We start from the raw sequence: 14,031 nt of genomic DNA on the forward strand, positions 1-14,031 counted from the left end.
CTGCCCGAGGTCGAGGTCGTCGACCGCAACAACTACGAGCAGGCCCTCGCCTCCGCCGCGACCAGCACGGAGATGATGACCTCCCTGCTGCTCGACGGGAAGGTCGCCAGCTGACGCTGGCCGGCCTTCACGCCGGGGAACCCACGATCGGAACGCACCCGGGACGAGGCGACGGCCACGTCCCGGGTGCGTTCGCGTCTTCGCCGCACGCGATCATACCCTCGGCACCTGAAGGCGCCGCCGGCATGACCCTTTCGATCAATGCTAACGCATTGATCTGCCGGGTTTCATGGTTGGAAAATGATGGAAGCGATCATTTTCCAACCGTATCAGACCCGGCAAGGATGCGGCGGCGCGCGCCCGCACAAAGGGCTTGAAAAGTCGCCTCTCCCATCCTAAGAGGCCTCTTCCCACAGGGATTCCGTGCCCCCATGCAGGTCACTTCAACACCACTTGCCGATGTCCGGCTGATCGTGCCCAAGCGGTTTGGTGACGCCCGGGGCTATTTCGTCGAAACCTGGAACGAAAGCAGCTTCGCCGAGCACGGGCTGGAGCGCCGCTGGGTCCAGGACAACCAGTCCCTCTCGGCCATTCCGGGAACCATCCGCGGGCTGCATTACCAACTGGCTCCGCACGCCCAGACCAAGCTGATCCGCGTGCTGAGCGGCCGCATCCTCGATGTGGCCGTGGACATCCGCCGGGGCTCTCCCACCTTCGGGCGGCACATCGCGGTCGAGTTGAGCGCGGACGGGCTGGAACAGCTCTTCGTGCCGGCCGGCTTCGCCCATGGCTTCTGCACGCTGGAACCGGACACGGTGGTGGCCTACAAGGTCGATGCCTTCTACTCGCGCGAATGCGAAAGGGCGATCCGGTGGAACGACCCCGCGCTCGGCATCGACTGGCCGGTCGTGGCGGGGTCGGTGGTGTCGGACAAGGATACGGTCGCCCCGACGCTGGCCGAGGCGAGCGACCTGTTCTGACGGTCTGAAAGCGAAGGCGCGCCTCGGGGCGCCGTAAGGGGGGCATCGCATGCGCATACTGGTGACGGGAGGGGCCGGCTTCATCGGTTCGGCCTTCATCCGCTGGGTCCTGGCGAACACGACGGCGTCGGTCGTCAACCTGGACAAGCTCACCTACGCCGCCGATCTGGAGAGCCTCGCCCCCTTCGCGGACGAGCCGCGCTACGCCTTCGAGCGGGTGGACGTGTGCGACGAGGCGGCGCTGCGCCGGGTCTTCGCCGACCACCGCCCGACCGCGGTCATCCATCTGGCGGCGGAAACGCACGTCGACCGGTCCATCGACGGCCCCATGGCCTTCGTGCAGACCAACGTGGTCGGCACCGTCATGCTGCTGCGCGTCGCGTTGGATTACTGGCGCGGCCTGGAAGGCGCGGCGAAGGAGACGTTCCGCTTCCACCACGTCTCCACCGACGAGGTGTTCGGCACGCTGGACGACGACGGCCGCTTCAGCGAGACGACGCCCTACGCGCCGAACTCCCCCTATTCGGCCAGCAAGGCGGCGTCCGACCATTTCGTGCGCGCCTGGCACCACACCTACGGCTTGCCGACAGTCGCCAGCAACTGCTCGAACAACTACGGCTGCTGGCAGTTTCCGGAGAAGCTGATCCCGCTGATGACGCTGAAGGCGCTGCAGGGCCAACCCCTGCCGGTCTACGGCAGCGGGCTGAACGTGCGCGACTGGCTCTATGTGGACGACCACGCCTCGGCGCTCTGGACCATTCTGACCACCGGGCGCCTGGGCGAGAGCTACAACGTCGGCGGCGACAGCGAGCGCCGGAACATCGACGTCGTGCACGCCATCTGCGATCTGGTGGACGAGATGGCCGGGCCGCTGCCCGGCGGGCCGCGGCGCGGTCTGATCACCCACGTCACCGACCGGCCGGGCCACGACCACCGCTACGCCATCGACGCCACCAAGCTCCAGACCGAGTTGGGCTGGCGCCCGAGCGAGACCTTCGAGACCGGCATCCGCCGCACCGTCGCCTGGTACCTGGAAAACCGCGCCTGGTGGGAACGCCTGGCGGCCGGCTACGGCGGCCAGCGTCTCGGCGTCAGCCCGGTTGCCACTCCCGAAGTCGAAAAAGCCAATGGCTGACGCAGCTTCCACCCGGACGGTCCTCGTCTTCGGCGCCGGCGGGCAGGTCGGCTTCGAGCTGATGCGCGCCGCCTGGGCGCCGGGGCTGAGGCCGGTCGGGCTCACCCGCGCGGAAGGCGACGTGACGGATCCGAAAGCGGTCGCCAAGGCTTTCGACGCCCACCGCCCGGCGCTGGTCGTCAACGCGTCGGCCTACACCGCCGTGGACAAGGCGGAAAGCGAACCGCAGCAGGCCTTCGCGGTGAACTGGAGCGGACCGGCCAATCTGGCACGGGCCTGCGCCGCCGCCGGCCTGCCGCTCGTCCACATCTCCACCGACTATGTCTTCGACGGTTCCAGCAAGGCCGAGCCCTGGCGGGAGGACGACCCCGTGGCCCCGCAGGGCGTCTACGCCGAGAGCAAGCTGGCCGGCGAGGAGGCGGTGCGGGAACTCCTGCCCGACCACGTGATCCTGCGCACCGCCTGGGTGTTCGGGGCGCACGGGCACAATTTCGTGAAGACCATGCTGCGGCTCGCCCGCGAGCGGGACACGTTGCGCGTCGTCGCCGACCAGCGCGGCTGCCCGACGCCGGCCGCCGACATCGCCGCGGCCATCGCCACCATCGCGCGCGCCCGGCTGGTCCCAAGCCAAACCGATAGCGGCCAAACCGATAGCGGCCAAACCGATGGCAACCGCTGGACGCCCGGCGTCTTCCACTACGCCGGCGCGCCGGCCACGACGTGGCACGGCTTTGCGGAGCGCATCGTGGAGCGCGCCGCCGGCCGCATCGGCCGCCGCCCCATCGTGCAGGCCATCACGACGGCCGACTTCCCCACCCCGGCCCGGCGGCCGGCCAATTCCGTCCTCGACACGACGCGCATCGGACAGGCCTACGGCATCGCGCCGGCGGACTGGATGACCGGTCTCGACCGGATGCTGGACGAGATCCTCGACGTACCCCAAAGCGTGGGAGCGGGCGCATGAAAGGCATCATCCTGGCCGGCGGGTCCGGCACGCGGCTCTACCCGCTGACGCAGGTCACGAGCAAGCAGCTCCTGCCGGTGTTCGACAAGCCGATGATCTATTATCCGCTGTCGACGCTGATGCTGGCCGGCATCCGCGACGTGCTGATCATCTCCACGCCGGAGGACCAGCCGCAGTTCCGCCGCCTGCTGGGCGACGGCAGCCAGTGGGGCATTTCGCTCTCCTACGCCGAGCAGCCGAAGCCGGAGGGGCTGGCCCAGGCCTTCCTCATCGGCCGGTCCTTCATCGGCCGGGACAACGTCTGCCTGATCCTGGGCGACAACATCTTCTTCGGCCACGACCTGGAGCCGGCCCTGCTGCGCGCCGCCGGCCGCAAGGAGGGGGCGACGGTGTTCGGCTACCACGTGCGCGACCCGGAGCGCTACGGCGTGGTGAGCTTCGACGCCGAGGGCTGCCCCGTTGCCATCGAGGAGAAGCCGGTGGCGCCGAAGTCCAACTACGCCGTGACCGGGCTCTACTTCTACGACAACGACGTGCTCGACATCGCCGCGACGATCAAGCCGTCGCCGCGCGGCGAGCTTGAGATCACCGACGTCAACAACGCCTATCTCCAGCGGCGCCGGCTCGCCGTGGAAAAGCTCGGCCGCGGCTACGCGTGGTTCGACACCGGCACGCATGAATCGCTGCTCCAGGCGGCGGAGTTCGTGCAGACGATCGAGGCCCGCCAGGGCCTGAAGGTCTGCTCGCCGGAGGAGATCGCCTGGCGCAAGGGCTTCATCGACGGCGAGCAGCTGACCCGCATCGCCCAGCCGCTGGCCAAGAGCGGCTACGGCAAGTACCTGCTCAACCTCCTCGCCGACTGACCCCGGACGGGAGTTCGCATCCGGTGGCGCCGCGCGGCTGGGTCCCTGGCGGTTCTCCCATGACGGTTCCCCCATGACGGTTCCTGAGGGCTTCCTGGACGGCGTCGGCCGCGCGGTGACCGGCTGGGCTTGGCTGCCGTGCGACCCGGGGCGGCGGCTGCGCGTGGAGGTCCTGTTCGGCGATTCCACGACCGGCCGGGAATGGCGGGTCGAGACGGTGGCCGACCGGCACCGCGGCGACCTGGAAGCGGCCGGCAAGGGGGACGGTTGCCACGGCTTCGCCGTGCCGGTCCCCGACGCCCTGGCCGGCCGCGAGCATGCGGTGGACGTGCGGCTGCCCGAATTTCCCGACGCTTGGCCCCACGCCTGGCCCGGCGCACGGCTTCCCGGCGCCCCGCGCATGGCCATCGAGACACTCGGCCCCGTCGTCGTACGCCCCATCCTCCCGTCGGGCGCGGATGTGGAGCGGTTGGGCGCGTTTCTCGCCGAGGCCGTCCGGCTGAACGGCGGATCCCCCAGTGCCACCGCCGTCCCCGACGCGGCGGCGCTGCGCGACTGGCTCGCCGGTTCCGACCGACGGGACGCCGACCGCTGCTGGCTGGTCGCCGAGCGGGCGGGCCGCGTCGTCGGCCAGTGCCGCATCGGTCCGGAATGGCCCGCCGAACCGGGCACCGGCGCGCTCGCCTTCGGGATCGAACTGCACCCGGACGTCCGTGGCTTCGGGCTCGGCCGGCATCTCATCCTGGCGGCGCACCGCTGGGCCGCCGGGCGCTGCACGCGGATGGAACTGGCGGTCCTGCCCCACAACGGCCGGGCGCTGCGCCTCTACCGCAAGCTGGGCTACACCGATCTTGGACCGGTCGGGTTGCCCGGCACGGGGGAGATCCACCGCCGCATGGCAGTCTCCCTGACGCCCTCCCCTTCCTGGCGCCCGCGCCCCGGCGATTTCGTGCTGGTGGTCTGAAAAACCGTCAAGTTGAACGCGGCGCTATCCATAACGAAACCCCGCCGCACTTCCGGACAGCCGACGGCTTTTCCGAAACCTTTCAGGACAGGCTGTGGCATTAACGCCCGTCCTGATATTCGTACTGGAGATAAGAGCCCCATAAAGTTATAGAACGCGTAGCGATCCCCTCGCTTTATTCGATTTCATCAGGGTCCGGCCGGCGCATGGATGGCATCATTTTCAGCCGGGCGCTCCCTTTCGGATTTTCAACGGTAGCGTGCATGCAGCATCGGCGTGTTTCCCGCTTCACAGCCTGTTTTCCCGTGCACGCAAGCCGGAGCGAGGCCATCCGATGACGCCGCTTTCCTCGCCGCTGCCGGCCGGAGCGCCGACCGGCGGCCGGTCCGACGCCTTCGCCGCGCCGGTGAACAGCCCCTACGCCGACTTCCCGCTGTGGCGCCGTCTGGTTGCAGCGGTCGAGGCGCCGCAGGTGTGGGCGGTCAGCTTCGACTGCTTCGACACCCTTCTGTTCCGCGACGTGCCGCGGCCCATCGACCTGTTCCCACGGGTCGGCGCCCGGCTGCGGGCGGCGGGGCTTCTGCCGCCCTGGCACACGCTGATGCGCTTCAAGGCCATCCGGATCGCGGCCGAGGCCGAGGCGCGCGCGCTCCAGGCGTTGCGGACCGACGCGCGCGAGGTGACGCTCGCCGACATCTACGCCGCCTTCCCGGAGAAGTTGCTGCCCCCCGACCGGCGGGACGAGGCGGTCGCCCTGGAGCTGGCGGTGGAGCGGGAGGCGCTGCGCCCCTTTCCGCTGATGGCCGATCTGGCGCGGCGGGTGCGCGCCCTTGGCAAGACCCTGGTGGTGACCTCCGACACCTATGTCCCGGCGGACTGGCTCCACGACACGCTGCTGGAGACGCTCGGGCTGGCGCCCGACCTGCTCGTCTGCTCCAACGTCTACCGGCAAAGCAAGGTCGACGGCCTGTTCGGCGTCCTGCCGGCCCGCCTCGGCCTGAAGCCGGAGGCGATCCTGCACATCGGCGACAATTACGAGGCCGACGTGACCGCGGCCCAGAAGGCCGGGCTTCTGGGGATGCACGTCTGCCACGGCACGTCGGAGCTGTGGCGGACCTTCGACCTGGAGCACCGCTGCGTCCAGGCGGATCCGGGCGAGGCCTTCGACCTGGAGCAAGGCGACCTCGGCGTGCAGTCGGTGCGCGCCAAATGCGCAGCACTCGCGGTCGACATGCCGCTGTCCGGCTTCTGGCAGTTCGGCGCGACCATGCTCGGCCCGGCCATGGCCATGTTCGGCGAATGGCTGGGAGCGCGGGTGCGCGACTTCGAGGCCGACGCGCTGCTCTGCGTCATGCGCGAGGGGCCGTTCCTCGGCCGGTTGGCCCGCGCGCCCCTGGAGGCGGCCGGCATCCCGCTGGTCGACGTGTGGCTGTCGCGGCGGGTCCTGCGCTACGCCAGTCTGGTGCGGCTCGACGCCGAAACGCTGCGCGGCCTGTGCGCGCAGCTGCACAGCCCGACGCTGCGGCAGGTGTGCGACGACCTGGGGATCGCCATCGACGAGCTGCCGGCCGACCTCGGCCTGACGGCCACGGACACGCTGGACCGCGACGCGCTGGGCACGGTCATGGCGCGGATCGCCGCCACCCCCGCGCTCGCCCAAGCCATCCTGACGCGGGCCATGGAGCTGCGCCAGGCGGTCGTGGCGCATCTGTTCCGCCAGCTCGGCGAGGCCGGCCGGCACGGCACGCGGGGCGAGCCGTCGCGCCGGCCGTTGCGCCTGGCCCTGGTGGACGTCGGCTGGCACGGCCAGATCCAGCGCATGCTGGGCACCATCCTGGCCGCGGAGAATGTCGCGGTCGAGATCGCCGGCTTCTACGTCGGCACCTCCAGCCCGGCCAGCGGCATCGACCTGCTGGCCCAGCGCATGGAAGGCTTCCTGTTCGATTTCGGCCAGCCCGCCCAGGCCACCCGGCAGCTGATGCGCGCCGTCGAGATCCTGGAGCAGTGCCTGAGCTGCGAGAGCGGATCGACCATCACCCTGTCGCAGGACGGGCGGCCGCTGGTCGCTCCCGACCTCATCCCGCACACCCAGCGCGGCCAGATCCGCCAGGTGCAGGACGGCATCCTGACCTTCCAGGCGCTGTGGCGCGCCTCCGGGGGGCGCATCGGGGACCCGACGGCTCCCTGGGTCGCCGACCTTGTCCGCCGCCACCTGCTCCGCGCGCTGACCCAGCCGTCCGAGGCGGAAGCGGCGATGTTCGCCTCCTGGCGCCACGACGACAATCTGGTGGACAGCCAGACGGACACCATCCTGCCGGACCGGACGCGCCGCCACGCGCGCCACATGAGCATCCGCCAGATCCTGGACATCCACAGCGCCCAGGCCTACTGGAGCTATGGGCTGGCGGCGCAGGCCTCGGTCCAGGCGCGCGCCCTGGCCCGCGCGGCGATGGACGGGATCGCCGATCCCGCGCAGTTCGAGCGCCCGCTCGGGCAGGTGAGCGCGCTTTATTGGAGCCGCGACGGGGATTGCAGCGAGGAGGCGTCCTGCCGCATGCCCCTCGTCGCGAACCACGAGGGGCGCACCTACATCCGGCTGTCGACGGAGCGGATGACGGACGGGGGCCTGCGCTTCCTGCGGTTCGAGCCGGCGAGCGCGCCGTCCTGCATCCTGCTCGACTTCCTCGACCTGACGGTCCATTTCGCCGAATCCTGCCCCAGCGTCCGCCTGCAGATCCGCGAAGCGGACCTTCGGGCCTGCGCGCGCAGCGGCGTGTGGCTGCTGGACGGGAACAGCCTCGTCACCACGGCCAGCCCGCAGATCCACATCGACCTGCGCGCCCTGGGCGTCTGGCAGGTCGCCGCGGTCGACCTGCACGCCGGCCTGACCGTCACGCCGCTGCCGGTCGGGGACAAGCAGCTTCCCTTCCTGCCGCCGGACGCGCTGAGCGCGTTCCCGCCGCCCGTCCTCGCCGGCAAGCCCCTGTATCCGGGGCTGGGCGCCATCGACGCGGTGCTGGGCGGATCCGCCGTCGTCGGGCGCAAGGAGGCGGAGATAACCTGCGGCAGCCCACAGCCGCTGACGGTCACGGGCTGGACCGCGGAGCCGGACGGGCAGCTGCGCCGCCGCGCCGCCTTCCTGATGCTGCGCCGGGCCGACGGAGCTTCCTATTTCGCGCCGGCGACCCGGACGCAACGCGGGGACGTGGCGCAGGCCCTGAACAGCCGCGAGGCCATGTTCGCCGGCGTCGAGGCCACCTTCCCACCGGCGGCGCTGCCGTCGGGAAGCTACGCGCTGGTGTGGGTTCAGGTGGACGACGAGATCGGATCGCTGGCCGAAACGGGGACCACGCTGCTCGTGCGGTGAACGGCGGTTGCCGCGAACAGCAATCGGGCCGCCGAAGGGGCGGCCCGATTGTCGGAAGAACGATTCACGCCGGAAGAACAATTCATAAAGGCAGCGTGCCGGGCGTGTTCCGCCCCCCCGGTTCAGCCCCCCCCCCCGGTTCAGCCTTCGCCGGCCGCGCGGGGCAGGTCGGCGGCCTCATGGTCCGGCGCGTTGGAGGGCTGCGGGGCCGGCAGCCGTTCCAGCAGAGCCTTTGCCCGCGCGTCCCCCAGGGCTACCGCCCGTTCGAACCAGGCGCGGGCGCGGGCGAGGTCCTTGCGGTCGCTCCAATGGGCGTGGAGTTCGCCGAGCGCCGTCATCGCCGACGGCTCCTTCTGCTCGGCGGCGGCGGTCAGCCAGCGGGTCGCCTCCTCGATGTCGCGCTCGACACCCAGCCCCTGCATGCAGAAGCGGCCGAGGTTGACCATGGCCCCGACATGCCCCTGCTCGGCGGCCTTGCGCGACCAGACCGCGGCGGCGGGGTAGTCCTGCGGCACGCCCTCGCCGGACGCGAGCGCGGCGCCCAGGCGGAACTGGGCCAGGACGCTGCCCTGCTCGGCGGCGCGCTGGTACCAGCTCAGGGCGCCCACCGGATCGCGCGGCACGCCGAGGCCGAGGCTGTGCAGCATGCCGATGTTGTAGACCGCGTCGCTGTTGCCCTGCTCGGCGGCGCGCCGGAACCAGTCGAGCGCCCGGTCGTAATCGCGCGTCACGCCACGCCCCTCGGCGTAGAGGGCGCCGATGCGCAGCTGCGCCTGCGGGTCGCCCTGGCCGGCCGCCCGCTCCAGCCACTTGGCGGCTTCCATCTCATCGCGCGGCACGCCGGATCCGGCGAAATACATCTGGGCGATGATCTTCTGGGCTTCGCGGTGGTTCAGTTCGGCCGCCGCCCGGTACCAGGTCGCGGCGTCGAACAGGTTGGGCTGAAGCCCGGCACCCCGGCTGTTCAGGTGGCCGAGCTGCACCATCGCCTCGGCGTCGCCCTGGACGGCGGCCTTGCGCAGCCAGGTTTCCGCCATGTGCGGGTCGTTCGGCACGCCGAGCCCGCGCGTGTACAGCAGGCCGAGCGCACGCTGGGCGGCGGCGGCGCCGGCTTCGGCGGCCTTGCGGAACCAGGAGACCGCCTCCTCATGATCCTGCTCGACCCCCTGGCCCGAGGCGTACTGGGTGCCGAGATAGTACCAGGCCATGACGTTCTTCTGCTCGGCGGCCTTGCGGAACCACGCGTGCGCCTCTTCGGGCTTGGGCGTTCCGCCGTAGCCGCCGGCGAGCAGGGTGCCGAGCCCGAGCTGGGCCGCCGCGTTGCCCTGTTCGGCGGCGGTGCGGTACCAGCGCTCCGCCTCCGTGTAATCGGGGGTGATGCCGAAGCCGGACGCGTACATGTAGCCGAGCATGGCCTGCGCGCCGACCACGCCCTGCTCGGCGGCGGCCTGTGCCCAGCGCAGCGCTTCCTTGTAGTCCTGTTCGATCTTCAGGCCGTTGGGGAAGAGGACCGACAACGCCTCGTCGGTCGGGGTGATCCCCTTCGGCTGGTCGCAGCCGTAGTAGTAGATCTCGGCCAGCCGCGCCTGCGCCTCGCCATGGCCCTGGTCGGCGGCCTGCCGGTACCAGCCGACCGCGTCGACGGCGTTGCGCACCACACCCTTGCCCTGGTCGTACAGGCGGCCGAGCTGGTATTGCGCGCCGGCGTGTCCCGCCCGGCCCGCCGACAGCCACGCCTCCAGCGCGGTTTTGTGATCCCCGCGCTCGTGCGCCTTCAGGCCCTTGGCATGGTCGTCTTCCGGCGAGGCGGATCCGAACAGCCGCCCGGCGGCCTTGATGAAATTGCGCATCGGCCTCAACACCCTTTTCCATCTGCCGGCCTTCTCCGGCCGGCGCACCGGAGCGTCGTCGCGCGCTCCGGTGTTTTCGCCTTCGGGCGGCCAGCCCGTCCGACGACGCGCGCCGTTACGGTTCGCGCATGCCTTCGGACCCGTTCTTCAAGGCCCCTTCGACAAGATAGGCCATGATGGTCCGTTCGCCGACCACGATGTCGGCCGTCAGCGGCATGCCGGGAACCAGCCGGAAGTCGGCTGGCACGTCGCGCAGCTTCACCTCGGTCAGTTCGATCCGCGCGCGGAAGAACGGGCGCGGCACCTGGGTCTGGTCTTCGCGCTTGGTGAAGGAGTCCTCGCTGATCGTCTTGACCACGCCCTTGGCCATCCCGTGCTCGACGTAGCGGTAGGCGTCGAGCTTGACCTGCACATGATCGCCGGCCTTGACGAAGCCCTGGTCGATGCCGGCGATCTCCGCCTCCACCTCCAGCGTCGCGTTCAGCGGCATCAGAGTGTAGATCGGCTGGGCCTGCTCCACCACGGATCCGACGGAGTATTTCCCGATCTCCAGCACCACGGCGTCCTCGATCGCGCGCAGCTCGACCAGGTCGCGGCGCTTCTGCGCCTTCGCCAGCTCCTCGCGGGCGCGCTCCAGATCGACCTGGCGGGTCGACAGGTCGGTCAGCAGGGTGCTGCGCCACTGCTGGATGTAGACCTCGCGCTCGGCGCGCAGGGCTTCCAGGTCGTGGGTGGAGGTGCGGATCGTGTTCTCGCTGTTGCTGAGGTTGCGCTCCGTCTCCACGCGGGTGTCGCTGGCGACCAGCGAGTTGAGGCGGCTGCCGGTCTGGTTCTTCTCCAGCGTCCGGCGCATCGTCTCGATCTCGCCCACGATCTTCAGGCGCGAGCGGTAATGCTCGGCGTCCGCCTGGTTGCTCTTGATCGTCGACTGCAGGGTCGCCATGCGCTGCTCGAAGTTGGCGAGCTTGGCCGCGTACTCCGCCTGGCGGTAGCGCCAGATGGACTCCTGGAGCACCATGTCCGGATTGTTGCCGGCCGGCGTGAAGGCGTCGTTCTTCGCCTCCGCGTTCAGCCGGGCGATTTCGGCCGTCAGCTTGCCGACCTGCCGCTCCAGCTGGGCGACGTCGGCCGACGAGAAGGTCGGGTCGAGCGTGGCCAGCACCTCCCCGCGATGCACGGTCTGCCCGGCGCGGAAGTTGAGGGTGCGGATGATCGAGGTTTCCAGCGGCTGCACGACGATGGTCGGCGCCTGGGACACGATGCGGCCCTGCGCACTCACCACCCGGTCGAGCTTCATCACCGACGCCAGCACGATGAACGTGACCACCATGGCGGCGAGCGTCCAAACGACCGCGCGGGCGCCGAGCGGCTCTGGCTGCCCGGTGATTTCCGCGGTTTCGCCCTGGAAATCGTTGATTGCCTGCTCGGCGTGCCGGTCAGGTGTTTGCGGCCGGCGTAAGAGGAGCGCGGTCATGGGGGGTTCCCGGGGAGAGGTGACGGTTCTGTTGGAACCAGAGATGCCGGTAGACGTCGCAGCGCTGGAGCAGTTCGTCGTGCTTGCCCATGTCGTAGAGCTTGCCGCGCTCCAGCACCATGATCTGGTCGCAATTGACCAGCGAGGCGAGACGGTGGGAGATGACGATCATCGTCCGGCCCTGGGCGATGCGCGTCAGGTTGTTGTTGATGATCGCCTCGCTGTCGGGGTCGAGCGCGCTGGTCGCCTCGTCCAGGATCAGGACGGAGGGGTCGACGAGCAGCGCGCGGGCGATGGCGAGGCGCTGACGCTGGCCGCCCGACAGGTTGGCGGAGCCTTCCTCGATCACCGTCTCGTAGCCGCGCGGCAGGCGCTCGATGAACTCCTCCGCGCCGGCAAGCCGGGCCGCGCGCATCACCTCCTCCAGGGAGGCGCTGCGGTTGGCCGCCATGATGTTCTCGCGGATCGTGCCGTTGAACAGGAAGTTGTCCTGAAGCACCACGCCCAGGTTGGAGCGCAGGTGGTTGAGGTCGATCTCGCGCAGGTCGACGCCGTCGATCTTGATCAGGCCGTCGTAATTCTGGTGCAGGCCCTGCAGCAGGCGCGTGACCGTGGTCTTGCCCGAGCCCGACCGGCCCATGATGCCGATGACGTTGCCCGCCTCGATCCCGAAGGAGATGTCGTCGAGCGCCGGGTTCTGCGCGCCGGGGTAGCGGAAGCGGACGTCGGAGAAGACGATCTCGCCCTTGATCGTCGGGCGCACGCCCTGGCGTCCCAGCCCCTGCTCCTGCGCCTGGTTGACCACCGACGCCACCTGGGCGACGGCGCCGCGGGCCTCCTGGAACTGCTGCATCAGGCTGGCGATCTGGACGAAGGGCTGCGTCGCGCGGCTGGCGATCATGCTGAAGGCGACCAGCGTGCCGCTGTAGACGGAGGCCCCTTCGCCGATGGCGAGATAGGCGCCGACGGCCAGCGTGCCGGCGTAGATCGCCTTTTCCAGCGGCTGCAGGATGGTCTGCGGCTGGTTGGCGAGCATCTGCATGTCGGTGTTGGCGCGCACGGCCTCGGCCACCCGCACGTCCCAGTCCATCCGCTTGCGCCCTTCGAGCGCCAGCGACTTGACCGTGCGCATGCCGTGCAGCACCTCGATCATGAAGGAGCCCTTGCGCTGCTCCGCCACGACGACCTTGCCGTAGGCGCGCGCCAGCGGCCCGATGTAGAGGACCACGACCAGGAACATCAGCGCGGCCACGCCCAGCACCAGGAAGGTCAGCGGCGCGCTCATCACGAACATCGCCGGGATCAGCACCACCAGCGTCATGCTGTCCAGCAGCGTGCCGAACAGCTGCCCGGTCAGGAAGTTGCGGATGCGCCAGACCTCGCCCAGCTTGTGCGCGATGACGCCGGTCGGCGTGCGCTCGAAGAAGTCGATGGGCAGCCCGATCATCCGGTCGAAGATGTAGGTGCTGATGCGCGCGTCCACCTTGGCCGTGCCGATCGCCACCAGATAGCGGCGCAGGAAGCCGAAGGCGGTGTCGAACACCAGCAGGAAGCCGATCACCACCAGCAGCACGTACAGCGTGGACAGCCGCTGGTGAACCAGCACGCGGTCCAGGATCACCATGAAGACGAGCGCCGGGACCAGCGCGAACACGCTGAGAACGAGGGCGGAGATGCCGACGTCGCGGAAAATCCGCTTCTCGCGCAGGATCTGCCCGAGCAGCCAGGCGAAGCCGAACGGCCGCTCCTCGTCGTTGAGGCGGTAGCGCCGCTTGAGGAAGATCGCCTCGCCGTCCCAGACGGAGGCGAGCCGCAGCTCGTCCACGGCGACGCAGGCCTGATCCGGGCTCAACGGATCCTGAAGCATCGCCGCCGGCGCGCCGCCATCCTCGCGGAAGGCGACCAGCACCATGGTCCGTCCGTCGCGCAGGCGCAGCAGAAGCGGCAGGGCCTTGCCCAGCCGCGCCAGATGCTTCCAGCGGAGCTGCGCCGAGCGGGCCGTCAGGCCCTTGTCCTCGGCGATCTTCAGGAGCAGCCGGGTGGGCGGCTCGCCGGATTCGATCCCGTAATCGCGGCGAATCTGTTCAACCGAAAGATGCAGGCCGTGGTGGCGGGCGACGACGGCCAGTGCATCGAGGCTGGTGGTCCGAGCAGCCTCCGGAGAGGCGACCTGCGAGTTGGTGGCAGTTTCGCTGTGCATCTGACCCCTGTGTCCCGGTAGCGTCTTCCGGCTGTGGCACTGTACCGTAGCCGATCCATCGGATACAAGCCGACCGGAAGATGCAATCCATACGAATCAGAATGGTCACATTCGCACCCGTGACTGCTTGTTCACACAGCAGCGAAGGAGGTATTCGCTGTGCTGGCGACGCTTTCGCGGGGCAACGGACGCCTGCTTTTCGGTGGCTTCTTCCGGCAGCGGGACTGTACTGTA

Annotated in this window: 9 protein-coding genes; 6 read left to right on the top strand and 3 right to left on the bottom strand. The window is 69.8% G+C overall.

All coding sequences use genetic code 11. The annotated features are described in order from the left end of the window. Positions 1-431 precede the first annotated feature (431 nt). The 6 genes from rfbC to ACSVC7_RS24280 all read left to right on the top strand — a co-directional run bounded on the left by rfbC (position 432) and on the right by ACSVC7_RS24280 (position 8,273). Positions 432-980: a dTDP-4-dehydrorhamnose 3,5-epimerase gene (rfbC, locus tag ACSVC7_RS24255; RefSeq protein WP_448207531.1), complete on the top strand. Its 549-nt coding sequence runs from the start codon at positions 432-434 to the stop codon at positions 978-980. A gap of 49 nt (positions 981-1,029) precedes the next feature. After that, positions 1,030-2,115, top strand: a complete 1,086-nt coding sequence (gene rfbB, locus ACSVC7_RS24260) for a dTDP-glucose 4,6-dehydratase (protein WP_448207530.1) — start codon at positions 1,030-1,032, stop codon at positions 2,113-2,115. After that, positions 2,108-3,079, top strand: coding sequence for a dTDP-4-dehydrorhamnose reductase (gene rfbD, locus ACSVC7_RS24265; protein ID WP_448207529.1), 972 nt, complete (start codon positions 2,108-2,110; stop codon positions 3,077-3,079). Before rfbB ends, rfbD begins: the two co-directional genes overlap by 8 nt. Then, positions 3,076-3,942, top strand: coding sequence for a glucose-1-phosphate thymidylyltransferase RfbA (gene rfbA, locus ACSVC7_RS24270; protein WP_448207528.1), 867 nt, complete (start codon positions 3,076-3,078; stop codon positions 3,940-3,942). The genes rfbD and rfbA overlap by 4 nt, the downstream gene beginning before the upstream one ends. 73 nt (positions 3,943-4,015) lie before the next feature. After that, complete coding sequence (locus tag ACSVC7_RS24275) at positions 4,016-4,906, top strand: GNAT family N-acetyltransferase (protein WP_448207527.1); 891 nt, start codon at positions 4,016-4,018, stop codon at positions 4,904-4,906. A 334-nt stretch (positions 4,907-5,240) separates the two neighbouring features. Next, a complete protein-coding gene (locus ACSVC7_RS24280; RefSeq protein ID WP_448207526.1) occupies positions 5,241-8,273 on the top strand; it encodes an HAD family hydrolase in 3,033 nt (1,010 codons plus the stop codon). A gap of 140 nt (positions 8,274-8,413) precedes the next feature. Here the strand turns inward: ACSVC7_RS24280 and ACSVC7_RS24285 are convergent, their stop codons facing one another. The 3 genes from ACSVC7_RS24285 to ACSVC7_RS24295 all read right to left on the bottom strand — a co-directional run bounded on the left by ACSVC7_RS24285 (position 8,414) and on the right by ACSVC7_RS24295 (position 13,797). Further along, positions 8,414-10,123, bottom strand: coding sequence for an SEL1-like repeat protein (locus ACSVC7_RS24285; protein ID WP_448207525.1), 1,710 nt, complete (start codon positions 10,121-10,123; stop codon positions 8,414-8,416). A 115-nt stretch (positions 10,124-10,238) separates the two neighbouring features. Then, entirely contained in the window at positions 10,239-11,597 is a 1,359-nt protein-coding gene (locus tag ACSVC7_RS24290) for an HlyD family type I secretion periplasmic adaptor subunit (protein WP_448207524.1), read from the bottom strand. Further along, complete coding sequence (locus ACSVC7_RS24295; RefSeq protein WP_448207523.1) at positions 11,560-13,797, bottom strand: peptidase domain-containing ABC transporter; 2,238 nt, start codon at positions 13,795-13,797, stop codon at positions 11,560-11,562. Before ACSVC7_RS24295 ends, ACSVC7_RS24290 begins: the two co-directional genes overlap by 38 nt. Positions 13,798-14,031 lie beyond the last annotated feature (234 nt).

Source organism: Azospirillum mesophilum, from assembly GCF_053470405.2.

Bases quoted from the DNA above. Each gene is read 5' to 3' on its own strand.
- rfbC (WP_448207531.1), top strand. From the start codon at position 432: ATGCAGGTCACTTCAACACCACTTGCCGATGTCCGGCTGATCGTGCCC.
- rfbB (WP_448207530.1), top strand. From the start codon at position 1,030: ATGCGCATACTGGTGACGGGAGGGGCCGGCTTCATCGGTTCGGCCTTC.
- rfbD (WP_448207529.1), top strand. From the start codon at position 2,108: ATGGCTGACGCAGCTTCCACCCGGACGGTCCTCGTCTTCGGCGCCGGC.
- rfbA (WP_448207528.1), top strand. From the start codon at position 3,076: ATGAAAGGCATCATCCTGGCCGGCGGGTCCGGCACGCGGCTCTACCCG.
- ACSVC7_RS24275 (WP_448207527.1), top strand. From the start codon at position 4,016: ATGACGGTTCCTGAGGGCTTCCTGGACGGCGTCGGCCGCGCGGTGACC.
- ACSVC7_RS24280 (WP_448207526.1), top strand. From the start codon at position 5,241: ATGACGCCGCTTTCCTCGCCGCTGCCGGCCGGAGCGCCGACCGGCGGC.
- ACSVC7_RS24285 (WP_448207525.1), bottom strand. From the start codon at position 10,123: ATGCGCAATTTCATCAAGGCCGCCGGGCGGCTGTTCGGATCCGCCTCG.
- ACSVC7_RS24290 (WP_448207524.1), bottom strand. From the start codon at position 11,597: ATGACCGCGCTCCTCTTACGCCGGCCGCAAACACCTGACCGGCACGCC.
- ACSVC7_RS24295 (WP_448207523.1), bottom strand. From the start codon at position 13,797: ATGCACAGCGAAACTGCCACCAACTCGCAGGTCGCCTCTCCGGAGGCT.